This is a genomic window from Paenarthrobacter sp. 2TAF44, assembly GCF_052114885.1.
Lineage (GTDB): Bacteria > Actinomycetota > Actinomycetes > Actinomycetales > Micrococcaceae > Arthrobacter.
Map to the genome: position 1 here is coordinate 1 of NZ_JBFRFP010000040.1, position 22,928 is coordinate 22,928.

Consider the following 22,928-nt stretch of genomic DNA (forward strand, 5'->3'; position numbering starts at 1 on the left):
GGACCACATGTGGTCGGGGCCGCCGTCGTATGTACTTTGGGGCAGTTCCTGGCTAGTTCACCGGTCCGGTGAACTTCTCACCAGGGCCCTTTCCTGGTGCGTCAGGGATAAGGGAAGCTTCGCGGAAAGCCAGCTGGAGGGAGCGCAGTCCATCACGCAAAGGCCCGGCATGCTGGGAACCGATTTCGGGGGCAGCTGCCGTTACGAGGCCAGCCAATGCAGTGATGAGCTTGCGGGCCTCGTCAAGGTCTTTGAGGTCCTCCGCGTTGGGGTCATCGGCAAGGCCGACCTTCACAGCGGCGGCGCTCATCAGGTGGACCGCGCCGGTGGTGATGACTTCTACTGCCGCAACTTCCGCGATGTCACGGATCTGCTGGGAAACCCCGGCATCGGCGGCGGGGGCTGTGGCGGTGTCCTCGGAGTAGGAGTTGCGCGAATTGCTGTCTTCAGTGCTCATACTGGTAAGCTTGTCACAGACCGACTGGAAGTCGTTATTCGCATTAAATGCTCCCGCCCCGTGCAATGTGCGCTTGGCGGGTTATTTCTGTAGAATTGATTTTCAGTTTGCAAGCGGAGTTCTCTCCCACCCGCGTCAGCCGTTTTCCCTTCGGGGAACAGGATTCCTTCACGGAACAAGAGGTTGCCGGGTACTGGTCGGACGCTCAGAGGCCCAGCCTCCGGAGTGCGTGCTTCTCTACAAGGGAGCACACCCGATCCTTGAGGCCTTCGATTGCACCAGCAATTGGAGGCCTTCTCTATTTGCCGGTGAAACTCACCACAACCACAGGAGCTTTAACATTAGCGAGCCAAGAATCAATGAGCGTATCCGCGTCCCCGAGGTGCGGCTGGTCGGCCCTGCCGGCGAACAGGTAGGAATCGTCCGCATCGAGGACGCCCTGCGTCTTGCTGCCGAATCCGATCTCGATCTCGTTGAAGTTGCCCCGCAGGCTAAGCCTCCTGTTTGCAAGTTGATGGACTTCGGCAAGTACAAGTACGAAGCTGCCGTGAAGGCGCGTGAGGCCCGCAAGAACCAGACCAACACGGTTCTGAAGGAAATCCGTTTCCGCCTCAAGATCGACAAGCACGACTACGAAACCAAGCGCGGACATGCACTTCGCTTCCTCGGCGCTGGTGACAAGGTCAAGGCAATGATCCAGTTCCGTGGCCGCGAACAGCAGCGTCCGGAGATGGGCATCCGCCTGCTTCAGAAGTTTGCTGAAGACGTCGCCGAGGTTGGCATTGTTGAGTCCAGCCCACGCATCGATGGTCGCAACATGGTCATGGTGATCGGTCCGCTGAAGAACAAGGCCGAAGCCAAGGCTGAAGCCCGGCGTGCAGCCCAGCGTGCCGAAGCCAAGGCGCAGAACGAGGCCAAGGCCTCCGGACGCGTGGACACCACGGGTGACCAGGCTCCGCTGACGCAGACCCTGGGCGACCTTCTTCCGGCAGGCCTGCTTGCTTCCGAAGAAGAGCCCAAGCAGGAAACTGTGGAGGCTCCCGAGGCTGAAACACCCGTTGCCGAAGAGGCTCCGGTTGTTGAGGAAGCGCCCGTAGCTGAAGAGGCTCCGGTTGTTGAGGAAGCACCCGTAGCTGAAGAGGCACCGGTTGTTGAGGAAGCTCCGGTAGTCGAAGAGGCGCCGGTAGCTGAAGCGGCTCCGGTAGTCGAAGAAGCACCCGTGGTTGAGAAAGCCCCGGCTGTGAAGACTGCACCGGCGGAGAAAGCACCGGCCCCCAAGGCCGCCCCTGCACCGGCAGCTCCGAGGCCAGCTGTTCCGGCTGCTGCCCCGAAGCCTGCAGTTCCCTCGGCTCCGAAGCCCGTCGCCAAGCCGGCAGCTCCCAAGCCGGCAGCTCGGCCCGCAGCCCCCAAGGCTGCGCCGAAGCCTGCATCTCGCAAGACCAACTAGTTCAACGCCGCGGAGGCCCTGGCCTCCAACGGCAAGCAACCAGCACGCCGGCCCTTGTAGGCCGGCTGCACGAAAGAACTGCGGACTTTGTCCGTGGACACGTAAGGAGATCGGTTCCCATGCCGAAGATGAAGACCCACAGCGGTGCTAAGAAGCGCTTCAAGCTGACCGGCACCGGCAAGCTGAAGCGTCAGCAGGCCAACCGCCGCCACTACCTGGAGCACAAGTCCTCCACGCTGACCCGTCGCCTCGCCGGTGACAAGATCGTCTTCAAGGGCGATGCCAAGGTCATCAAGAAGATGCTCGGCGTCTAAGTTCCAAGTTCTTTGGTTGCTGCCATCCGGTAGCGACCGACTACACCAAAAGCCTTCTCAGGCCGGCCGGATTTCCGGCAGTAGCAGCTTGGGATAAAGATTTCTGAAGGAGTACGCACGTGGCACGTGTGAAGCGGGCGGTAAACGCCCACAAGAAGCGCCGGGTTATCCTCGAACGCGCCAAGGGTTACCGCGGTCAGCGTTCGCGCCTGTACCGCAAGGCCAAAGAGCAGCTGCTGCACTCGTTTGTGTACAGCTACGGCGACCGCCGCAAGAAGAAGGGCGACTTCCGTCGCCTCTGGATCCAGCGCATCAACGCTGCATCCCGCGCCAACGGCCTCACCTACAACCGCCTGATCCAGGGCCTGAAGGCCGCTGAGGTTGAGGTTGACCGCCGCATGCTGGCCGAACTGGCTGTTTCGGACGCCAACGCATTCGCCGCACTGGTGAACATTGCCAAGGCTGCCCTCCCGGCCGACACGTCTGCTCCGGCTGCCAAGGCCGAGGTTGCCGCACCGAAGGCTGCCAAGGTTGCTCCGGCTGCTGCTACCGCAACGGCTGTCAAGGCTTCTGTCTCCGAGAAGCCGGCCATCGATGGCGCTATTGCTGCCGTTGAGGGCGAAGGTGCTCCTGAAGGCCACGCCATCAAGGGCAACGCCGAGTCCAAGAAGTACCACGTACCGGGTTCCACTTGGTACGAGAACACTGCTGCTGAATACTGGTTCTCCACGGTAGAGGCTGCAAAGGCTGCTGGCTTCGAGCCGGCCGGCGGCGAAGCCCGCCAGCAGATCAAGAATTAGTCGCAACTGCCACTAAAGTTCTTTATATGAACCAAACCGGGCGCCCGCAAGACTTTCCGATGACCAACCCCCGAGCAGATCGGGTGAGGGACGTCGCCAAGCTTGCCGGGCGCCCGGCCCGTTTAAAGCGCGGCCGTTTCCTGGCTGAGGGTCCACAGGCGGTTCGCGAGGCTTTGACCCTTCACCGGGAGCGCACAGCGGCAGGCGGTGCCGCCGTCGTGCATGAAGTCTTTGCGAGCGAGGCATGCCTTGAGCGGCTCCCGGAACTCGCAGACCTTGCAGAAGGAACGCAGCTTCGGCTGGCCAGCGACGACGTCCTGGCCGCCATGGCGGACACTGTCAATCCGCAGGGCATCGTTGCCGTGTGTAGTTTTGTGGATGTCAGCCTCGAATCAGTGCTCGACGCCGGTCCTCGCCTTATTGCGGTGATGTGCCAGGTACGGGACCCCGGCAACGCGGGCACTGTCTTACGTGCGGCCGACGCTGCAGGTGCCGACGCTGTGATCCTGACGGGCTCCAGCGTGGACATCTACAACCCCAAGGCGGTACGGTCCACGGCCGGTTCGTTGTTCCACCTGCCTGTGGTCCTGGGGGCTGATGTTGAAGATCTCGTCGCGCGCTGCCGGGCACAGGGGATAGGAGTCCTGGCTGCCGATGGCTATGGGACAGTAAACCTGGACCAGCTCCAGGACGAGAATGCTGCCCGGAGGCTCGGAAATGACTCCGTTGCCTCGGATTATGCCCTTGAGGCACCCACAGCCTGGTTGTTCGGGAACGAAGCGCAAGGGCTGTCCGATGCTGAACTGGCCCTCGCGGATCACCGCGTAGCCGTTCCTGTTTATGGCGCTGCCGAGAGCTTGAATCTGGGTACAGCGGCCACCGTTTGCCTCTATGCAAGCGCCCGTTCGCAGCAGGGCGCCCGGGTCGGGAATGCAGAAATAGCCTGACGCCCGGTACGGTATTTCTTGCAAGATAAGACGATGACGACTCTTCTTGGCACAATCCATACTTTCCCAAAACCGAAGAGGTGAAGCTTTCGTGGCTGCAAGTGGCGGTACCAAAGCGATCGTGGCGGCCCTCGCCGCGAACCTGACCATCGCTGTCCTGAAGTTCGTTGCATTCGTCCTGACACTGTCATCATCCATGCTCGCCGAGGCCATCCACTCGGTGGCCGACTCCGGCAACCAGATCCTTCTCCTGGTAGGAGGCAAGCGCGCACAGCGTGCCGCAAGCCCCGAGCACCCCTTCGGCTACGGACGCGAGCGGTACATCTACGCGTTCATCGTCTCCATCGTCTTGTTCAGCGTGGGTGGCCTCTTTGCCCTGTACGAAGCGTGGGAGAAGTTTCAGCACCCGCATGGCATCGAAGGCGACTTCTGGTGGGTGCCGTTGGCCGTCCTGGTTGGTGCCATCGTTGCCGAGTCGTTCTCCTTCCGAACCGCCATTGTGGAATCGAACCATATCCGTGGCAAGCAGACGTGGGCCAAGTTCATCCGCAACGCCAAGCAGCCCGAGCTGCCGGTCATCCTTCTGGAAGACTTTGGCGCCTTGCTGGGCTTGGCGTTCGCGCTCTTCGGCGTCAGTATGACCCTCGTCACCGGTGATGGCGTATGGGACGCCTTCGGTACGGCCATGATCGGCCTGCTGCTGGTCGCCATTGCTGTCATCCTTGCGGTCGAGACCAAATCGCTTCTGTTGGGTGAGTCGGCTACCAAAGACGACGTCGCACGAATCACCGAGGCACTGCAGGCGGATGGCACCAGGATCATCCATCTCAAGACGATGCACCTGGGGCCGGAAGAACTGCTGGTTGCTGCCAAGATCACCATGGGTGCCGCCGATACCGGTCAGGCAATTGCCCGGGTGATTGACGACGCCGAGCAACGGATCCGGGCGGCCGTTCCGATCGCGCGGGTCATTTACCTTGAACCCGATGTTGAGCGCGTCCAGGCCTAGTCAGGTCCGCATCAACCAAAGGTGGGCTCCGCTATTTGAACTGGTCAAATAGCGGAGCCCACCTTTTTTGTTGCAGCATCCAGCAGTTGGATCACGCTCTATCGATTTATGAGGTAGCCAGCGGCTTCTTGCGTTCCAGTAGCCCGCTGATGATGGCAACTCCCAGACCGAGGATGGCGAGGACCGCACCCACGAGGGCCGGAGCCACGTAGCCCCAGCCCCAAGCGATCACGGTCCCGCCGAGGAAGGCGCCCAGAGCGTTGGCAATGTTCAGGGCGGAGTGGTTCAGCGATGAAGCGAGCGAGGCAGCGCCCGGGGCGGCATCCAGGAGACGGGTCTGCAACGCTGGCGTGAGCATGGAGCCTATGCCGCCAACGACGAAGGCCATGATGAATGCGGACCAAGCCCAGTGCGCTGCGACTGCGTAAACGACCAATGCTGCGGCGATGCCCGGCATGACCCAATAGATGGTGCCCATAACGGACTTATCCGCAATGCGGCCGCCAATCATGTTCCCCGCAACCATCCCCAGCCCGTATAACGCCACCACTGCCGGAATGAGGCTTTCTGGTATGCCTGCCACGCCCGTCATGGTGTGCGCGATGTAGGTGTAGACGGCGAAGAACCCACCAAAGCCTATGATGCCGATCAGCAAAGCAAGCCATACCTGAAGCCGCTTGAGGGCACCGAGTTCGCGTCGAATACTCGCCTCAGGGTGCGCTGCTTCGAAGGGGACGAATTTCCACACCATGAACACAGTAAGCAAGCCAATGGCCCCAACGATGATGAAGAGCAGCCGCCAGCCGAAGGTCTGCCCCACCCAGGTAGCCAGAGGCACCCCGATGACGTTGGAGACGGTGAGGCCTGCCATGACCATGGAGATGGCCCAGCCCCGTTTGGTGGGTGCCACCAAGCCCGCAGCGATGACAGCAGCCACACCGAAGAACGCGCCGTGGGGCAGACCGGAAGCGAAACGCGAAAGCAGCATAAAACCGTAGTCGGGAGCAATGAAAGAGGTCAGGTTGGCGATGGAAAGGAACAGCATCAGCCCCAGTGCCAGGTGCTTCCTGGGAAGTTTGGCTCCGAATGCAGCGAAGATGGGCGCTCCAATGACAACGCCCAAGGCATAGGCGGAGATGAGGTTGCCAGCCTCGGGAGTGCTGATGCCCAGTCCTTCCTCAATTTCCTTGAGAAGACCCATCATGGCGAACTCGGTGGTGCCGATGGCGAACCCTCCCATGGCCAGCGCCAGGATGGCCAAGCCTAGGTGGCGCCTTGCTGCTTTGGCGACGGCCGGTGGGGACACAGTGATAGTCATGAGCCTGCTTCGTGAGGTGCCTTGAGGGCTGGGAAAAGGTGGAGAAAATCCGATAACAAGCTTAGTCCCGTGACGGTGACTTGACGTCGCTATGTGACGATCCCCATGATTCCCAGCACATAGACTGGTTCAGTGATTGGACTGGTAAACGTAGTGGGCGCCGCCGTCGTCGACTCCTTGGACGCCCCGGCCCGACTCCTTATAGCGCGTCGCACTGCGCCGCCGCAGTTCGCCGGAATGTGGGAATTTCCCGGCGGCAAAGTAGAGGAGGGCGAGTCGGCCGAAGCAGCCCTTCATCGGGAGCTCGCGGAGGAGCTGGGAGTTACAGTTCGTCTCGGTGCGGAGCTGGAGTCCGGTGAGGCCGCGGGGTGGCCCCTCAATGAGCGCGCGGCCATGCGCGTGTGGTTGGCGGAACTCGCTGAAGGCACGCCCCGTGCCCTGGAGGATCACGACGAATTGCGCTGGGTATCCCTGGTTGATGAGGAAGAAGCTCTTAGCCTTGCCTGGATCCCGGCAGATTTCCCAATTGTCCGGGCATTGCTGGAACGCGTGACTGCGCCAGCCTAGCCGCCGTGACCGTAGTGGCCTAGCGGCTTAGAAAAGTGGCTCCTGCCCTGGCAGCGGCGTCCCAAGGGCACTATCCGTGACCGAGGCGGCAGTGGTGGCTGGCCGTGCATTACGGTGGCTGAAGCCTTGTGTTCCAGTAAAGCCATGCTTGGCTTTGAAATGATTGATCCTGGCCGACAACCAGGAGCGGTACTCTTTTGACGCATAAGATCCCTGCCCGTACAGGCGACGGTACCGTCCTACAAGTTCGGGATGGTGGGCGGCGAGCCACTTCATGTACCACTCACGTGTACCGGGCTTGAGGTAGAGGGCTCCTGCAGTGACGCCCGTGGCGCCTGCCTTGGAAAGTTCCGAGAATAAGGACTCAAGGGCTTCGTCTGAATCCGTGAGCCAAGGCAGCATGGGCATGGCCATGACTCCGCAACCCAGACCTGCCTCACGTAGCCGCGCAATGAGCTTGAGGCGGGCCCTCGGCGAGGGGGTGCCGGGCTCAACAATCTCAGCAAGGTCCTCGTTGGTCATGGCCAGTGAGATGCCCAGATCTACTGGGACTTGGGCGGCTGCATGCTTGAGCAGGGGAATATCCCGGGCAAGCAACGTGCCCTTGGTCAGGATCGAAAACGGTGTGCCTGAATCGGCGAGGGCCCGGATGATCCCCGGCATCAGTGCGTATCGGCCTTCGGCGCGCTGGTAGGGGTCTGTGTTGGTTCCGAGGGCAACCTGGTGCCGTTCCCAAGAGGGCTTGGCCAGTTCCTTCCGAAGGACCTCTGCCGCGTTGATCTTGACTACAACCTGGGAGTCGAAGTCGCGTCCGGCGTCGAACTCCAGGTAGGTGTGCGTCTTCCGGGCGAAGCAATAGACGCAGGCATGGCTGCAGCCCCTGTAGGGATTCACTGTCCACTCGAAAGGCATGTTGGAACCGGAAGGCACCTTGTTGAGCACTGACTTTGCGGTGACCTCATGGAAGGTGACTCCGGAGAATTCGGGTGTTGAGATGGAACGCAGAAGCCCGGCCAGCGGCAGTAGTGCGTCCATGGCCGGGGCAGGGCCAGGAGCCATACTGCCAACGCTTTCGGACGCCAGTCCACGCGTTGGCGAAAGTGCTTGTGCATCCCATCTCATGGACTCTATTCGAATGTATGTTCGAACTAATGTCAAGGACCTCAAATGCCGATTCCGGACATTGCTAAGGTTGGCCCATGATTCTGCTGACTGGCTTCGAACCGTTTGGCGAAGAGGAGGTTAATCCTTCCTGGCAGGCTGTCCTGCGCGTGCGCGACATCCTTCGCTCCGAGGGGCACACGGTGGAAGCTCTAGAGCTGCCCTGCGTGTTCGGTGAAGCGGCGACAGTCCTGCTGGCCGCCGTCGAAACCCTGACGCCGGACGTCGTGGTGTGCACTGGATTGGCTGGAGGACGGGAAAGGGTCTCCCTGGAGCGTGTAGCCATCAATTGTGATGACGCCCGCATCCCGGATAACAAGGGCAAGCGGCCTATCGACGAGGAAGTGGTTCCTGGTGGACCGGTGGCCTACTTCTCGACGCTGCCGATCAAAGCCGCCCTACGGAACCTGCAGATCGAAGGCATCAAGGGTGAGATCTCACAGTCTGCAGGAACCTACGTCTGCAACCACGTGTTCTATGCGCTGATGCACGCTCTCGCAACCAAGGACGGCGTTCGCGGAGGATTTGTTCATCTTCCTTATCTTCCGGAGCAGGTGCCTGAGGGGAGCGCGACGCCGTCCATGCCGTTGGAGGCCATGGCCGCTGGCATCGCAGTGGTGGTGCGGACGGCGGTCCAGGCGCCGGTGGATGGACCTAAGGCTTCAAGAGTTCCCATTCCACAGTGACGCTTGCCGCTACGGACGACTCGCCGGCCTCGATGGGGAGCGCTTCAGCAGCAGAGGCCCTGACGAGTCCACCCATCGGAATGGGGGAGCCCGGCAGAGGTTGCTGGGAAATGGAAACCACCGAGCCCAGCCGGACGGACGCCAGGGACGCGTACTGCTCCGCCCGCTGAAGCGCGTCGTGCCACGCCGCCTCCTGCGCCTGGCTCGTGACCGCAGACGTATCTGCAAAGCCTTGCTCCAGCCCGTTGATCCGGATGTCGTCGCCACCGGCGGCCACGGCCGCAGCAATGGTGGCAGGAGCTTGGGTTTGCGAGCGGATGCCGACGCGCACAATAGTGGACGCCACATAGGCAGCGACCTTCTGTCCTTGCCCCTCCACCCACATCAGGTCTGCTCGAAGGTTTAAGCCGCTGGTGTGCAGATCCGCATCCTGCACCCCAGCTGCGCGCAAACTGGCGCCGACGGCGGCGGCTGCCTTGCCGGCGTCGTCGTATGCCTTGGATGGAGTCTCCCTTCGCGTCTCAACCCCCAAAGTCAGTGTCACCAGGTCCGGAACTGCCTTGGCGCTCGCCGTTCCCGTAACGGTAATGGTGCGTTTCATGCTTCGGCCTCGATTCGATCGTCAATGTAGCCGCCTGCTGCGAGTCCAGCCTGCCGTTCAAAGAAATTCCTCGACGCCGGATTGCCCGCACGCAGCATGGACCACCCGGCGGCGACACTATAGAAAACGAGGAACGGCAACCCCAGGCAATAGGCGTACTGCGTGCTGTGGCTTTCCTCGTGGGCAAGGAGCAGCTCATTGCGTCCTGCCACGCCCTGGGCTGCACGGTAGAGGATGACGTTCCCAACCGTAAACGCCCCGGCGTGAGGAAGCTTCCACGCATACCCTGCTGCTATCAGCAATCCCCGTGGCCCACGCGAAATGCGCGATCGGGACGTCCGCGCGACCAAAAGCCCCAACGGGGTGGTCAGGTTCAGGAAGTTGGCAACTTGCCGCAAGCGCTGCCCGGGAGTCATGAAGCCATGCTAGACCCGTGGCGTACACAAACCCGGGGTTAAATGGCGCCTGTGAGCTTCAACTAGACTGAAGGGTAGTGCCTGCCGTCCGCGGTGAGTACTGCCCTTTCGTTTTGCAGGCCAGCCATGCCGGCCGCTCCCGACTCGTAGCTAAGAACAGTAGATGACTGACACTTTGCCAGGCGCTGCCATCCCGAATCCACTGGATGAAGCCGCCATCAACGCCGCCGTTGAGGATGCGATCGCCGCGATTGCGGCTGCCTCCTCCCTCGAAGAACTCAAGGCTGTCCGCCTCGCCCACACCGGAGAGAAGTCGCCCCTGAGCCTGGCCAACCGTGAAATCGGTGGCCTCGCCAAGGAGCACAAGGCCGCCGCCGGAAAGCTCATGGGATCCTCGCGCGGCCGGGTCAACCAAGCGCTCGCAGCCCGGACCGAAATCCTGGAAGCCGAGAACGACGCCCGGATCCTGGTTGAGGAAACCGTTGATGTCACGGCAGCTCCGCGTCGACGCCGGGCGGGAGCGCGTCATCCACTGTCCACGCTGCAGGACCGTGTTTCGGATATCTTCGTCGGCATGGGCTGGGAAATTGCCGAAGGCCCCGAGGTTGAGTCCGAGTGGTTCAACTTTGACGCCCTGAACTTCAAACCGGATCACCCGGCCCGTGAAATGCAGGACACCTTCTTCGTGGAGCCTCCCGAAGCGCACCTGCTGATGCGAACGCACACATCACCTGTGCAGGTGCGTTCCATGCTGGAGCGCGAAGTTCCCATCTACGTGCTGTGCCCGGGCAAGGTGTTCCGCACGGATGAACTCGATGCAACGCACACGCCTGTCTTCCACCAGTTCGAAGGCCTCGCGATCGATAAGAACCTGAGCATGGCCGACCTCCGTGGAACGCTGGAGCACTTCGCCCGCCAGATGTTTGGCGACGAAGCCTCCATTCGCCTGCGCCCGAACTACTTCCCGTTCACCGAGCCCTCTGCTGAGCTGGACATCTGGCACCCCGGTGCCAAGGGTGGTCCCCGCTGGATTGAATGGGGTGGCTGCGGCATGGTCAACCCCAACGTCCTTCGGGCTGCCGGCATCGACCCGGACGTCTATTCAGGTTTTGCCTTCGGCATGGGCATCGAGCGCACGCTCATGTTCCGCAATGAGGTCGGCGATATGCGCGACATGATCGAGGGCGATGTACGTTTCAGCGAGCACTTCGGGATGGAGATCTAACAGTGCGTATCCCACTTTCCTGGCTGCGTGAATTTGCGCAGGTTCCGGCCGATGCTACGGCCGAAGACGTTATGGCTGACCTGGTCAAGGTCGGTTTTGAAGAAGAAGAAGTCCACCGTCCCACGGATGAACTCACGGGTCCCATTGTGGTTGGCCAGGTGCTGAGCCTGGTCAAGGAACCGCAATCCAATGGCAAGACCATCAACTGGTGCCAGGTCCGTGTTGTCCCTGAAGGGCAGGAACAGACGCTGACTGGCGAGGGAATCGATCCCTCCGGCGTGCAGGGCATCATTTGTGGTGCCCACAACTTCGTGGAAGGCGACAAAGTTGTTGTCACGCTTCCCGGAGCTGTGCTGCCCGGAAACTTCAAGATTTCGGCGCGGAAGACTTACGGCCACCTGTCTGCGGGCATGATCGCTTCCGTTCGCGAACTGGGTATCGGCGATGACCACGACGGAATCCTGGTCCTCTCACGGATTGGGCTGGATCCGGAAATCGGCACGGATGCGATGAAACTCCTTGGTCTCTATGACCAGGCTGCAGAAATCAACGTCACCCCGGACCGCGGCTACGCCTTCTCCATCCGTGGTGTGGCACGCGAGTACGCACACGCCACCGGAACATCCTTCGTTGACCCGGCCTCCAAGGTCAACGCTCCGGCCAGCCTCCAAGGCGGTTACGGCGTCAAGCTCAACGACGACGCCCCCATCTATGGCAAGCCGGGCTGTGACCGCTTCGTGGCACGCACAGTGCGTGGCGTGGACGCTTCCCGTCCCACGCCGCCTTGGATGTCCGCCCGTCTTCGTCTGGCCGGCGTCCGTTCCATCTCCCTGCCCGTTGATATCTCCAACTACGTCATGCTTGAGCTCGGTCAGCCGAACCACTGCTACGACCTCGACAAGCTTGCGGGCGACATCGTGGTCCGACGTGCCGTGGCGGGGGAAAAGATCACCACGCTGGACGACAAAGAGCGCACGCTCGACGTCGAGGACCTGCTGATCACTGATGACTCCGGAGCCATCGGCATCGCGGGCGTCATGGGTGGTGCCCATACCGAAGTTTCGGATTCCACCACCAACATCCTGGTGGAAGCCGCGCACTTCGATGAAGTCTCGATCGCCCGTTCGCGTCGTCGGCACAAGCTTCCGTCCGAGGCTTCCAAGCGTTTCGAGCGCGGCGTTGACTGGCATGTTGCAAATGTCGCCGCCCAGCGTGTCGTGGACCTCTTGGTTGAACTCGCTGGTGGCACCGCTGACGAGACCGGCACCGACGTCGGAACTGCCCCTGACGCCGTCGCCATTGAACTGCCTGCAGAGTTCGCTGCTGCCCGTATCGGCATCGACTTCACAGAAGAGCAGATCACCACCTCCCTGGTGGATCTTGGTGCCGCCGTGGAAAAGACTGCCACCGGCTATTTGGTGACGGCTCCGAGCTGGCGCAATGACCTCGAAACCAAGGAAGACCTCTCCGAGGAAATTGCCCGCCTGGTTGGTTATGACAACATCCCGGCCACACTGCCCGTGGCGCCTCCGGGCCGTGGCCTGAGCCGGAGCCAGCAGCAGAAGCGCCGCGTCGTGCAAGCACTGGCAGACGCCGGACTGACGGAGGTCTTGTCCTATCCGTTTGTGGCCAAGGCAGCCAACGACACCTTTGGCGTGCCGACGGAAGGCGAAGAACGTCCGGCGTTGAAGCTGGCGAACCCCATCAGCGAGGAGCACGGCTACCTCCGTACGTCCATCCTGCCGGGGCTGATCGAGGTTGCCCGCCGCAACCACTCCCGCGGTTTCCGTGACCTGGCACTCTACGAGGCTGGCTCTGTCTTCCTGCCCGGCGAGAAGCTCGGTACTGAATCCATCCCGCCGCTGGGCATCAAGCCTTCCGATGAGGTGCTGGATGCACTGTACGACGGCGTCCCGCACCAGCCGCTGCACATCGCCGCTGTCTTGACTGGCCACGATTCGCCTGCGGCGGCGACGCACACGCCGCGTCCCTGGGACTGGGCAGATGCTTTGGACGTAGCCCGGCTCATCGCGGATGTTCTCGGCGTTGAGCTTGTAGTCAGCCAGGGAAGCCACCAGGCGTTCCATCCCGGACGTGCCGCACAGCTCGCGCTGCGGTCCGGCGACGTGGTGGGATACGCCGGTGAGCTGCACCCGAAGCTTCTGGCAGCCCACGACATGCCAGCACGCTCTGTGGCGGTTGAGGTCAACGTGGAGGCGCTCTTTGAAGCTGCTGCCGACGTCATTGTCGCCAAGCACATCTCCGGATTCCCAGTGGCAACCCAGGATGTGGCCCTGGTTGTTCCGCAGGACGTGCCGGCTGACCACGTCCTTGCAGCATTGCGTGAAGGTGCGGGCGAACTCCTCGAAGACGTCGCATTATTCGATGTCTACGTTGGACCCGGGATTGAGGAAGGCAAGAAATCCTTGGCCTTCGGCCTTCGCTTCCGTGCCGACGACCGCACTTTGACGGCTGACGAGGCCTCGGAGGCCCGCGCCGGAGCCGTGGCTGTTGCTTCGGAGCGCTTCGGAGCAGTCCAGCGCTAGGCCTCTCTCTGCGAAGAAATCCCCGGAACCTGATGGTTCCGGGGATTTTTTCAGTTGCCTCCCCAGGCGGCGGTGCTGGCGTGCCGAAATATTACCAATTGGTTAGTGTTTAAACTCAGCCGCGGCTCGTAGCCGTCAGGGACGTCCTGAACGATCGCTCCACGTCCCAGCCGGACCGAACTCGCAGATAGGAATCCTCAGGATGAAGTACTCCGTTCTCGGCCCGACCGGCGTGCGTGTGTCGCGCATCTGCGTGGGCACCGCGACCTTCGGCGTAGCACCGAGCGCACACGATGCTAATGGCGTTGTCCAAGCGGCCCTGGACCTGGGCATCAACTTCTTCGACACCGCAGACGTTTACGGCTCCACGCCGACATTCGACCGGCCTGGTGCCCCGCCTGCCTCGGAGCGGGCGTCGGCAGAGGAGATCCTTGGTCGCGCCCTCGCCGGTCATCGGGATGAGGTGGTGCTGGCCACGAAGTCGGGGGAGCGCCGCTTCGACCCGGATGCCGGTCTCTCGCGTCGGTACATCATCCAGCAGGTTGAGCAGAGTCTGCGCCGGTTGCGCACAGACCGCATTGACCTCTATTACGCCCATTTCCCTGATCCGAATACGCCGCTGGAGCAGACACTTGCTGTCTACGACGACCTGATCCGCCAAGGAAAGCTGCGCTACGTCGCACTGTCCAACCACCCGGCCTGGCAGGTGGCCGAGGCCCTGTGGATCGCCGATGACCGTCGGCTGGTCTCTGCTCCCGTGGCTGCGCAGGTAATGTACAACCTCCTGGACCGCAGCGTCGAGCGGGAGCTGAGCGCCGCCTGCGTGCGTTTCGGGGTGTCGATCGTCCCCTACGCGCCGCTGCACGGCGGCCTGCTCGCCGATCTGAGTGTTCTGGATCGCGAAATTGCGGGGGACAAGCGCTATGGTGGACCCGGATATTCGGAGTCCGAGATCGCCGTTGCCCGCAAGCTCAACCGTCTGGCCAGGGAATGGGGGCTCGGAATGCAGCAGGTGTCATTGGCCTGGCTGCTCTCCCGTCCTGCCGTGGCCTCGGTGATCGTCGGGGCCGAGACCGTCGACGAACTCCGCGCCAACGCCTCGGCAGCGGACCTCGAGCTCACGCCGGAGCAGCTGGATGCGGTCTCAGCGCTTACTGACGGGTCCACGTCCTGATCGGAAGGAACGGCGATAGTGCAAAGCCCTGTGCTTGAGCTCCAGAAGCTCGCCGACGTCCCCGTTCCGGACTCTGCCGTTCAGGAGCTCGGGCCGGCTGCCATGGAACGCGCACACCGGTTCGCCAGCACCAAGGCTCGGGAAGAATTCATCGCCGGCCGGGTTGCCCTGCACCGCTTCGCGGCCTCGCTCCTTGGGGTAAGCCCCAACCGGCTGAACCCCGATTATCACTGCCCTCAATGCGGTCAAGGAAAGGACCACGGCCGCCCGGGCTTCATGCTCGACGGCGTGCCCGCGCCTCTCGCGCTGAGCGCATCCAAAGCGCAGGGCTGGGTGCTGCTGGCCGGCGTCGTGCATCTAACGCTTGGCCTCCGGCTGGGAGTGGACCTTGAAGCGACTGATCAAGCAGCGTTCGTGGGCTTTGACGATGTCGCCTTGACCGAAGGCGAGAAGCATTTCCTGGCGTCCATCCCGGATAATCAGCGAGCCGGGCAGCGCGCCCAGCTCTGGGCACGCAAGGAGGCCCGGCTGAAGATGACAGGGGAAGGCCTTCGAAGGAACCCAGCGGAGGTGGATGTGCTGGAGTGTCCGGGCTTGCGGGACCTGAACAGCAGCGACGATGCGGGCATTGATCTGCCGGAAGGTTTCGTCGCCGCCTTGGCAGTGGGCTAAAGAGGCGACGCTAGTGGAGGAAGTGCCGCCTCGTAGAGCCATGGCCGAAGGATGCCCCCGGCATCCAACCCTGGAATGAAAGAGTCGGCGGCATCGATAAATGCTGCCGTGGAAATGGATCCGTGCCGGTTCCGCTCCGTCCAATGCTGCAGCAGCCCAAAGAACGCTTCGTCCCCGACTGCTAGGCGGACTGCGTGGAGCGCAAGGGCGCCGCGCTTGTACACGCGGTCATCGAACATCAGCTCCGGACCGGGGTCGCCAACCAGCAGGTCCTGCGGCCCGGCGTCGAGCTTTTTCCAAGCGGCCAAGGCGCGGGCCGCGACTGGCATGGTTTCGGACTCCTCGGACCACAGCCACTCGGCGTAGCAAGCGAACCCCTCGTGGAGCCAGATGTCCTTCCAGTTGCTGGCAGTCAGGGAGTTACCAAACCACTGGTGAGACAACTCATGGGCGATCAGTCGTTGGGCCTCCCACGTGCCGCGCATGTGATTGCGGCCAAAAATGGAGACGGTCTGTGCCTCCAAGGGGATTTCCAACTCATCCTCGGTGACAACCGAGGTGTAATCGCTGAACGGATAGGGGCCGAAGCAGTCCTCAAACGTCTTCATCATGTCCGGCTGGCGTTGAAGCCCTTGGCGGGCGTCGCCAGCCATGTCCGCAGTGACCGCGGCGAACTGCGGGACCCGATGATGGGTGTCTGAAGGGTTGAGCGGGATCATGACATAACGGCCGATCTGCAGCGTGGCGAGATATGTGGCCATGGGCTCGGAATGTTCGTAGACCCAAGTCTCACGGCTTGATTTTCGTGATCGGGATACTAGCTGGCCGTTGCACACCGGCCGGTAATTGTCATCCGTGGTCACCGAGATCCGGAACGAGGATTTGCTGCGGGGATGATCGTTGCAAGGAAACCATGACGCTGCGCCGTTGGGCTGGCCGGCCACCAGGACGCCGTCATTCAGTTCTTCCCAGCCAACCTCGCCCCACAAGCCTCGGCGCGGTTGCGGATTGCCCTCATAGCGGATCTCGAGGACGAACGGCTGACCCGCCTTCAAGGGCGACGCAGTGGTGACCACGAGGTGTTCGGCCCGTTGGCTGAACCTTTGGACCTTCCTGCCATCCATCTGGATTTTGGACGACCGGAGTCCCACCAGGTCCAGGACTATCTGGGCAGCAGGCTCCAAGGCAGTGCAGCGGAGGATCGCTTTTCCGATCAGCTTGTTACTGCCGAGCCTGACATCGAGATCCAACTCATACCGATCCACACGGTAGCTCGTGCTGCCGTGGTCCAGGGTATAGGGGTCAGCAGGGGTCACAAGTTTGGTGATCGGTTCCGTCATGATCTGCCCCAATCTACTTGAGTCGGGCGGCCCGTGCTGCCGGACCCTCCCAAGGACTCACCGGATTTCCCATCCAGTATGTTCCGGCCGGCACGGTTTCGCCGCGCATGACCAACGACGCCGGCCCGACAGTTCCGCCATTCCCGATGCTGGCCGCAGGGAGGATGACGCCGTGTGGTCCCATCGTCGCACCATTTCCCAACGTGACCGTATCCAAGCTCATGACCCTGTCGTGGAAGAGGTGTGTTTGGACAACACAGCCCCGGTTGACGGTGGAGTTCTCCCCAAGTGTCACGAGGTCAGCCTCGGGAAGCCAATAGCTTTCACACCACGTTCCCCGCCCAATTTTCGCTCCGAGGCCGCGAAGCCACCACACCAGGGCCGGCGTGCCCGCTGCCGAACGGGCGAACCACGGTGCGCTCACCATCTCGATGAAGGTGTCCACTACCTCGTTCCGCCAAATGAACGAACTCCACAGTGGGTGTTCGCCGGCCCGGATGGCACCCACCAGCACCCACTTGGCAATGATGGAACTGAACGCGGCCACGGCACCGGCTGCCAGAACCACAACACCGCCCAGCAGGGCCGCTATCCCGTAACCCCAACCACGGGCAATCCAATCCAAGGCCAACATCACGCTGGCTGCGATGGCGACCGTGAGGATGACCGGGACAAGCCGGCATGCCTCCCACAGTGCTCTGGCTACCTTGAGTTTCAGGGGCGGCTGGAACGTCCGGGTCTGGTCGGCGTCGACGGCGGTCCGGCGCAGTCTGACAGGCGGGCTGCCGAGCCAGGAGGTCCCTGACTTCGCTTTTGCAGGCGTTGCCGAGAGCACCGCCACGAGTGAATTCTTGGGCACATTCCGTCCAGCTGCCGTCATGCCCGAGTTGCCCAGGAATGAGCGTTTTCCGATTTTGGCAGGGGCGATCCTCATCCAGCCGCCGCCGAGTTCATAGGACGCCACCATGGTGTCGTCTGCGAGGAAAGCACCATCGCCGATGGTGGTCATCCTGGGCACCAACAGCACAGTTGATGCTTCCACGTTCTTGCCCACTTCGGCCCCCAGCAGGCGTAGCCACAGTGGAGTGAAGAGGCTTGCGTAGATGGGGAAGAGCAGGTCCCTCGCCATGTCCAGCAACCGCTCAGTGGCCCAAACCTGCCAGCCAATGCGGCTTCGGACCCGGTAATAGCCTTCCTTCAAGCCCAAGCCAAGGAGCCGCGCCACGGCCAGGATGAGGATGAGGTTGCCGAAGAACCAGACGAGGGCTGCGAGAGGCAGTGCAAGTGCAATCCGGGGGACTGCAGTCTCCAGGGAGTCATGGCCTTGGATGAAAGCAAGGACCACCATGGCGCCTGCGAACGCTGAAATGTAAGGGATCAATGCCAGCAATGCCGACGCAGCAGCGAAGGCGGAGAACCAGAGCCGGTCCATCAGGGAACGCCGGTTCCTGGGCTCAGGCCAGTCGTGTTTTGCTTTTCCGCGGCGTCCGGCCGGGGAACCGGCCACGAGGTGCCCGGCCTTCACCTTGCCCAGCACGGCAGACCCTGCTTCGACGTGTGCGCCTGCGCCGATGGTGGCACCGGGCATGAGCGTACTTCGGGAGCCCACCACGGCTCCAGCGCCAACATGGATTTGCCCTATGTGGACAGAATCGCCGTCCACCCACCAGCCGGAGAGATCCACCTCCGGCTCAATGTTGGCGCCAGTTCCCAAGGACAGTAGACCGGTTACCGGCGGCAAAGAATGCAGATGGACGTCCCTTCCAATCTTCGCGCCGAGGGCCCGTGCGTAGTATGGAACGAACGGTGCGCTGGCCAGACCAATGGCACCGGAGAGGTCCTGTATTTGCTCAGCCAGCCAAAGCCGCAGGTGCGTCTTGCCGGATCGGGGATATGTTCCTGGCTCAACCTTGCCCAACAGGATGCGGGCAGCCACCACCGAGATCGCCATTCGGCCGAGCGGACTGACGAAGACCAGCCAGGATGCCCCTATCCACCACCAGGAAACAACGGGGGCCGCAGTGAACCCAGCGAAATCGGCCAACAGCCTGTTGGCAGCCATAAGGTAGGTCAACCACCGCATCCCGACCAGGATGTGCAGCGGTACGCCCATGAGCACCTGGAAGACCTGCGACTTAAACGCAGTGGGCCGTACGGTGCGCTCCGCAGCGGGACCGGGCATGCCGCCGTCGGGAAGTGACTGCCGCGCAGTATCTATGAGTGCCCCCACCCGCGGTGTCGCGTAGATGTCCGCCACGGTGATGATCGGGTAGCGAACGCGCAATGCGGAAACAAGCTGTGCGGCCGCCAGTGAACCGCCACCGTATGCGAAGAAGTCCGCGTCGAGGGAGCTCACAGGGCTGCCGAGGACCGATTCCCACTGCTCCACAATCCATCGGGCGTCGTCCGGCAAATTCAGCGGTGCTTTGCCGGCCTCCTTGGCCCCGGCCCCGGCAAGAGGCCACGGAAGCGCGCGACGATCCACTTTGCCGCTGGTCTTTGTCGGCAGCGAATCAACAACCGTCAGCAGGGGGATCAATGCTGCCGGCAGGCTCCCGCTCAACCGTCTGCGGGCTTCGTCCAGGTCCAGTACGTAGCCCTCGGTGGCCGCAAGGTAACCGACAAGGATTTGGTTACCTGCCGCCGTCGTTTGCACCGCGGCGGCCGCACCTGCCACCCCAGGCAGCGCCTGCAGTGCGGCATCGACTTCGCCCAGTTCGATCCGTCGCCCACCGAGTTTGACCTGTTCATCGGCCCTCCCGATGAAAACCAGCCCCTCAGCTTCGAAGCGCACAAGGTCCCCGGACCGGTAGGCGCGGTCCCAGCCCAGGGTGGGCATGGCCGCATACTTCTCAACGTCCTTGCCGGGATCCAGGTATCGGGCCAGTCCGACTCCGCCGATGATTAATTCCCCAATTTCGCCTTCGGCCACGGGAACGCCGGCAGAATCGACGACGGCGAGGTCCCAGCCGTCCAGCGGCAGTCCGATCCGAACGGGGCCGGGTCCGCCCAAGGGCGCCGCGCATGCCACCACCGTAGCCTCGGTGGGCCCGTAGGTATTCCAGACTTCACGACCGTCGACGGCGAGCCGTTCGGCAAGTTCAGGCGGGCAGGTCTCCCCACCGAAGATGAGGAGACGCACATTCTCGAGCGCTTCGACTGGCCATAAGGCAGCGAGGGTGGGCACTGTGGAAACAACGGTGATGCCGTGGTTGATGAGCCATGGGCCCAGATCCATGCCGGTCCGGACAAGGGCGCGCGGAGCCGGTACCAGGCAGGCGCCGTGCCGCCAGGCCAGCCACATCTCCTCGCACGAAGCATCGAACGCAACCGATAGGCCTGCCAAGACTCTGTCCTGCGGTCCGATCGGGTCGGCTTGAAGGAAGAGACGGGCTTCGGCGTCCACGAAAGCGGCCGAGGAACGATGAGTGACGGCTACACCCTTCGGCGTACCCGTGGAACCCGAGGTGAAGATGATCCATGAGTCGTCATCCAGTCCGGGTTTCTGCGGCTCAGTCACAGGCTGCCTTGCCTCGCCTGCCAGGTCAAGGGCCAGACCGGCGCCAACCACAGCGCCAGCCTTTGCTTCGCCGAAAACCAGCCTGGCGCGCTCGTCGGGGTCGTCCGCATCAACTGGGACGTACGCTGCTCCGGCCATGAGGATTCCCAGGATGGCGATGTAGAGATCGCTGGTGCCGGATGGGACGCGGACGCCGATCTTGTCCCCTCGGCCAAGACCAGCGGCGTTCAGGGTCCGCGCGAACGCTCGGACTGCTCCCAGGAGTTCGGTGTAGCTCAGTGACTTCCGGCCATCGTCCAGCGCAGAGGATTCCGGAAAAGCTGCCGCAGTCGTCTCGAGGATATCCACCAGGGTCCGCTGGGCCGGTGCTGCAGAAGCCCCCGGAAATTGGGGGCGATAGGTAGCCAAGGCAGGTGTGTTCCCGGCCACGGCAGAATGTTCTGTGCTCACGCAGTCAGCTTTTCCCAGAAAGGTGAACAAAAGGTGTCGGACGCTTCCTGCCCGTCACGGTTTGTTGCACAGATGTTCGCTTAGCGGTCACAGCTGAACCGCCCACTGGAGGTTGAGCGGGGCGACTACGGAAGCAGGAGGACCTTCCCCGTGGTGTGGCGCCCTTCAAGGTCCCGGTGCGCCTGTGCCGCTTCGGCCAGGGGGTAGGTAGCGCCGACGCGAACCGCCAGCGTACCGTTCGCTGCGGCTTCAAAGATCTCAGCTGAACGCCAACGCCGCTCGTGCCTGTTCTGGACGAAATGGCCCATCGTGGGGCGCGTCAACGACAGGGACCCGCCGGAGTTCAGGCGTTGGGGATCGAACGGGGGGACGGGCCCTGAAGCGGCGCCGAAGAGCACCATCGTCCCCCTGATGCGCAGGCTTCGGAGGGAGTCGTCGAACGTATCCTTGCCCACGCCGTCGTACACCACGTTCACGCCGTCGCCGTCGGTAAGCTCGCGGACCCTGTCCGCGAAGCCTTCATAGCGCAGGACTTCGTCGGCGCCGGCGAGCTTGGAGAGGTCGGCCTTTTCATCGGAAGAAACGGTGGTGATGACCCGTGCCCCACGTGCCTTCAGCAGTTGGGTCAGCAGCAGCCCCACACCGCCGGCTCCCGCGTGCAGCAGCACTGTGTGCCCGGGTTCCACGCGGAAGGAGGAGTTCATGAGGTAGTGGGCGGTAATTCCTTGCAGGGGCAGGGCGGCGGCAGTGTGGTCATCGACGCCGGCCGGCACGGGCAGCGCCTTCTCAGCTTCCACAATTGCGTAGTCAGCGTACGTCCTGGAGCCTTCGGCCGTGGCAATCCTGTCGCCCACCGCAAAGTCCTCCACACCCCCACCGATTGCTTCGATCGTTCCGGCCGCTTCCGCACCCGGGGTGAAGGGGTAGTCAACCTTGTAGGTGCCGCTGCGCTGGTAGGTTTCGATGAAATTGACCCCGGCAGCTGCGACTTTGATCAGCAGCTGCCCGGGACCTGGTACTGGTGGCTCCACGGAGGAATATTCGAGGACTTCAGGTCCTCCGGGCTCGTTGGCAACAATGGCGTGCGTCATGGTGGCTCCTTACTCCGGGACGGTCCTTCCGGTGCCCGGTTCCAGGATCCATCCTATGAAGGATGCCGCCTTTGGTTGCGGAGGCCTAGAAGCGTCCGTGCGTCGAAGCGACGGGGCAGTCGAAGCCACGTCCAGCTGCCAGGCCTACCTCGTTGAGGTAGCTGACCACTATTCCATAGGACTGAATCAGCGTGGTTTCCGTGTACGGGATGGAGTGCTTCGTGCAGAACTCGCGGACGATTCCGGCGGCCTTGTGAAGGTGGGGCCGGGCCATGTCAGGGAACAGGTGGTGTTCTACCTGGCGGTTCAGTCCGCCCAGCAGGAAGTCCATGAAGCGTCCGCCCGAGATGTTGCGCGAGGTGAGGATCTGGCGGTTGAGGAAGTCCACGCGGCTGTCCTTGGGAAGGACCGGCATGCCCTTGTGGTTGGGGGCAAACGAAGCACCCATGTAGAAGCCGTAGACCATGATCTGGACGCCGAGGAACGCAAACGCCATACCGATGGGGAGGAACGTGAAGGCGAGGACCGGAAGAGCGGTAAGACGCGCAACCAGGATAGGCGTCTCCACCCAGCGGTGGCGTACCTTCTGCTTGCCGAAGATAAAGCGAAGTGAGTCGAATTGCAGGCTCAGGCCAAGGAGTGTCAGGAGCGGGAAGAAGAACCAGCCCTGCTTCTTGGTCAGGAAAGCCAGGCGTCCCTTGCGTTCGGCGGCTGCATCTTCGTAGAAGACCAGCGCGTTGTTCCGGATGTCGGGGTCCTTGGAAATGACGTTGGGATGGTTGTGGTGGGCACCGTGCTTTTGCTCCCACCAGGAGTAGCTGATGCCTGCGATTCCTGTGGCCAGGAGGCGGGCTGACCAATCGTTCGCACGACGGGAAGCGAAGATCTGCTTGTGCCCGGCCTCGTGGGCCAGGAAGCTCAACTGTGTACAGAAGATACCCACGGCGGCAGCGATCAGGAGTTGGAACCAGGAATCACCCAAGAGGGCGAAGCCTGTCCAGGTGGCGGCCATGAGGATCATGAGGGCTACGAAGAGCCAGATGTAGAACCCGCTGCGCCGTTCGAGGAGACCGGCAGCTTTCACGCTCTTGAGGAGCTCCGAATAGCTTTGGACAACGGGGTTTGGCTGAATTGCGCGTGTTTTGGGGCGCTCAGCGGTGGACGTGGGTGCCATATATGTGCCCCGT

20 protein-coding genes are annotated in these 22,928 nt (G+C 62.4%); 11 read left to right on the forward strand and 9 right to left on the reverse strand.

Annotation, left to right across the window (positions count from 1 at the left end; genetic code table 11):
• Positions 1-52: 52 nt before the first annotated feature.
• The gene (locus AB4Z15_RS23860; protein WP_442019234.1) at positions 53-457 is read right to left on the reverse strand and encodes a DUF1844 domain-containing protein; all 405 of its coding nucleotides are present in this window, start codon (positions 455-457) and stop codon (positions 53-55) included.
• A gap of 382 nt (positions 458-839) precedes the next feature.
• Here AB4Z15_RS23860 and infC point away from each other — a divergent pair, with 382 nt between their 5' ends.
• The 5 genes from infC to AB4Z15_RS23885 all read left to right on the forward strand — a co-directional run bounded on the left by infC (position 840) and on the right by AB4Z15_RS23885 (position 4,974).
• Entirely contained in the window at positions 840-1,904 is a 1,065-nt protein-coding gene (infC, locus tag AB4Z15_RS23865) for a translation initiation factor IF-3 (protein ID WP_442019235.1), read from the forward strand.
• Between the two features lie 119 nt (positions 1,905-2,023).
• Positions 2,024-2,218, forward strand: a complete 195-nt coding sequence (gene rpmI, locus AB4Z15_RS23870; protein ID WP_059387794.1) for a 50S ribosomal protein L35 — start codon at positions 2,024-2,026, stop codon at positions 2,216-2,218.
• Positions 2,219-2,337: 119 nt separating this feature from the next.
• Positions 2,338-3,018, forward strand: coding sequence for a 50S ribosomal protein L20, sunset domain variant (gene rplT, locus AB4Z15_RS23875; RefSeq protein WP_431119525.1), 681 nt, complete (start codon positions 2,338-2,340; stop codon positions 3,016-3,018).
• A gap of 26 nt (positions 3,019-3,044) precedes the next feature.
• Positions 3,045-3,965 (forward strand): TrmH family RNA methyltransferase, encoded by a 921-nt coding sequence (locus AB4Z15_RS23880; protein ID WP_442019236.1) that lies wholly within the window; start codon positions 3,045-3,047, stop codon positions 3,963-3,965.
• Positions 3,966-4,056: 91 nt separating this feature from the next.
• Entirely contained in the window at positions 4,057-4,974 is a 918-nt protein-coding gene (locus tag AB4Z15_RS23885) for a cation diffusion facilitator family transporter (protein ID WP_442005811.1), read from the forward strand.
• A gap of 106 nt (positions 4,975-5,080) precedes the next feature.
• Here the strand turns inward: AB4Z15_RS23885 and AB4Z15_RS23890 are convergent, their stop codons facing one another.
• Positions 5,081-6,292 carry an MFS transporter gene (locus AB4Z15_RS23890; protein ID WP_442019237.1) on the reverse strand — a complete coding sequence of 404 codons (1,212 nt, stop codon included), beginning with the start codon at positions 6,290-6,292 and terminating at the stop codon, positions 5,081-5,083.
• 132 nt (positions 6,293-6,424) lie between these two features.
• Here AB4Z15_RS23890 and AB4Z15_RS23895 point away from each other — a divergent pair, with 132 nt between their 5' ends.
• Entirely contained in the window at positions 6,425-6,859 is a 435-nt protein-coding gene (locus AB4Z15_RS23895) for a (deoxy)nucleoside triphosphate pyrophosphohydrolase (protein ID WP_442019238.1), read from the forward strand.
• Between the two features lie 27 nt (positions 6,860-6,886).
• On the opposite strand, the gene AB4Z15_RS23900 is transcribed toward AB4Z15_RS23895, so the two are convergent.
• The gene (locus AB4Z15_RS23900; RefSeq protein ID WP_442019239.1) at positions 6,887-7,981 is read right to left on the reverse strand and encodes an Rv2578c family radical SAM protein; all 1,095 of its coding nucleotides are present in this window, start codon (positions 7,979-7,981) and stop codon (positions 6,887-6,889) included.
• Between the two features lie 77 nt (positions 7,982-8,058).
• Here AB4Z15_RS23900 and pcp point away from each other — a divergent pair, with 77 nt between their 5' ends.
• Positions 8,059-8,706 (forward strand): pyroglutamyl-peptidase I, encoded by a 648-nt coding sequence (gene pcp, locus AB4Z15_RS23905; RefSeq protein ID WP_442019240.1) that lies wholly within the window; start codon positions 8,059-8,061, stop codon positions 8,704-8,706.
• Here the strand turns inward: pcp and AB4Z15_RS23910 are convergent.
• Positions 8,675-9,307 carry an SIMPL domain-containing protein gene (locus AB4Z15_RS23910; protein WP_442019241.1) on the reverse strand — a complete coding sequence of 211 codons (633 nt, stop codon included), beginning with the start codon at positions 9,305-9,307 and terminating at the stop codon, positions 8,675-8,677. The genes pcp and AB4Z15_RS23910 overlap by 32 nt on opposite strands.
• Complete coding sequence (locus AB4Z15_RS23915; RefSeq protein WP_442019242.1) at positions 9,304-9,723, reverse strand: hypothetical protein; 420 nt, start codon at positions 9,721-9,723, stop codon at positions 9,304-9,306. The genes AB4Z15_RS23910 and AB4Z15_RS23915 overlap by 4 nt, the downstream gene beginning before the upstream one ends.
• A 163-nt stretch (positions 9,724-9,886) precedes the next feature.
• Between AB4Z15_RS23915 and pheS the strand changes: the two genes are divergently transcribed.
• The 4 genes from pheS (at position 9,887) to AB4Z15_RS23935 (ending at position 15,340) form a co-directional block, all read left to right on the forward strand.
• A complete protein-coding gene (gene pheS, locus AB4Z15_RS23920; RefSeq protein WP_442019243.1) occupies positions 9,887-10,948 on the forward strand; it encodes a phenylalanine--tRNA ligase subunit alpha in 1,062 nt (353 codons plus the stop codon).
• A 2-nt stretch (positions 10,949-10,950) separates the two neighbouring features.
• On the forward strand, positions 10,951-13,494 hold the full coding sequence (pheT, locus tag AB4Z15_RS23925) for a phenylalanine--tRNA ligase subunit beta (protein WP_442019244.1): 2,544 nt from the start codon (positions 10,951-10,953) through the stop codon (positions 13,492-13,494).
• Between the two features lie 202 nt (positions 13,495-13,696).
• Positions 13,697-14,668, forward strand: coding sequence for an aldo/keto reductase (locus AB4Z15_RS23930; protein ID WP_442019245.1), 972 nt, complete (start codon positions 13,697-13,699; stop codon positions 14,666-14,668).
• A gap of 18 nt (positions 14,669-14,686) precedes the next feature.
• Entirely contained in the window at positions 14,687-15,340 is a 654-nt protein-coding gene (locus AB4Z15_RS23935) for a 4'-phosphopantetheinyl transferase family protein (RefSeq protein WP_442019246.1), read from the forward strand.
• Here AB4Z15_RS23935 and AB4Z15_RS23940 read toward each other — a convergent pair.
• The 4 genes from AB4Z15_RS23940 to AB4Z15_RS23955 form a co-directional block, all read right to left on the reverse strand.
• A complete protein-coding gene (locus tag AB4Z15_RS23940) occupies positions 15,337-16,680 on the reverse strand; it encodes a M1 family metallopeptidase (RefSeq protein WP_442019247.1) in 1,344 nt (447 codons plus the stop codon). The two genes, AB4Z15_RS23935 and AB4Z15_RS23940, sit on opposite strands and share 4 nt — an antisense overlap.
• 13 nt (positions 16,681-16,693) lie before the next feature.
• Complete coding sequence (locus tag AB4Z15_RS23945; RefSeq protein ID WP_442019248.1) at positions 16,694-20,650, reverse strand: Pls/PosA family non-ribosomal peptide synthetase; 3,957 nt, start codon at positions 20,648-20,650, stop codon at positions 16,694-16,696.
• Between the two features lie 125 nt (positions 20,651-20,775).
• Positions 20,776-21,741, reverse strand: coding sequence for a quinone oxidoreductase family protein (locus tag AB4Z15_RS23950; protein WP_442019249.1), 966 nt, complete (start codon positions 21,739-21,741; stop codon positions 20,776-20,778).
• A gap of 85 nt (positions 21,742-21,826) precedes the next feature.
• Positions 21,827-22,915, reverse strand: coding sequence for a fatty acid desaturase family protein (locus tag AB4Z15_RS23955; protein WP_431119551.1), 1,089 nt, complete (start codon positions 22,913-22,915; stop codon positions 21,827-21,829).
• Between the last annotated feature and the right edge of the window lie 13 nt (positions 22,916-22,928).

Coding starts and splice junctions, on each gene's coding strand:
- AB4Z15_RS23860 (WP_442019234.1), bottom strand. CDS start 457: ATGAGCACTGAAGACAGCAATTCGCGCAACTCCTACTCCGAGGACACC.
- rpmI (WP_059387794.1), top strand. CDS start 2,024: ATGCCGAAGATGAAGACCCACAGCGGTGCTAAGAAGCGCTTCAAGCTG.
- AB4Z15_RS23880 (WP_442019236.1), top strand. CDS start 3,045: ATGAACCAAACCGGGCGCCCGCAAGACTTTCCGATGACCAACCCCCGA.
- AB4Z15_RS23890 (WP_442019237.1), bottom strand. CDS start 6,292: ATGACTATCACTGTGTCCCCACCGGCCGTCGCCAAAGCAGCAAGGCGC.
- AB4Z15_RS23900 (WP_442019239.1), bottom strand. CDS start 7,981: ATGAGATGGGATGCACAAGCACTTTCGCCAACGCGTGGACTGGCGTCC.
- pcp (WP_442019240.1), top strand. CDS start 8,059: ATGATTCTGCTGACTGGCTTCGAACCGTTTGGCGAAGAGGAGGTTAAT.
- AB4Z15_RS23910 (WP_442019241.1), bottom strand. CDS start 9,307: ATGAAACGCACCATTACCGTTACGGGAACGGCGAGCGCCAAGGCAGTT.
- AB4Z15_RS23915 (WP_442019242.1), bottom strand. CDS start 9,723: ATGACTCCCGGGCAGCGCTTGCGGCAAGTTGCCAACTTCCTGAACCTG.
- pheS (WP_442019243.1), top strand. CDS start 9,887: ATGACTGACACTTTGCCAGGCGCTGCCATCCCGAATCCACTGGATGAA.
- AB4Z15_RS23930 (WP_442019245.1), top strand. CDS start 13,697: ATGAAGTACTCCGTTCTCGGCCCGACCGGCGTGCGTGTGTCGCGCATC.
- AB4Z15_RS23940 (WP_442019247.1), bottom strand. CDS start 16,680: ATGACGGAACCGATCACCAAACTTGTGACCCCTGCTGACCCCTATACC.
- AB4Z15_RS23950 (WP_442019249.1), bottom strand. CDS start 21,741: ATGACGCACGCCATTGTTGCCAACGAGCCCGGAGGACCTGAAGTCCTC.
- AB4Z15_RS23955 (WP_431119551.1), bottom strand. CDS start 22,915: ATGGCACCCACGTCCACCGCTGAGCGCCCCAAAACACGCGCAATTCAG.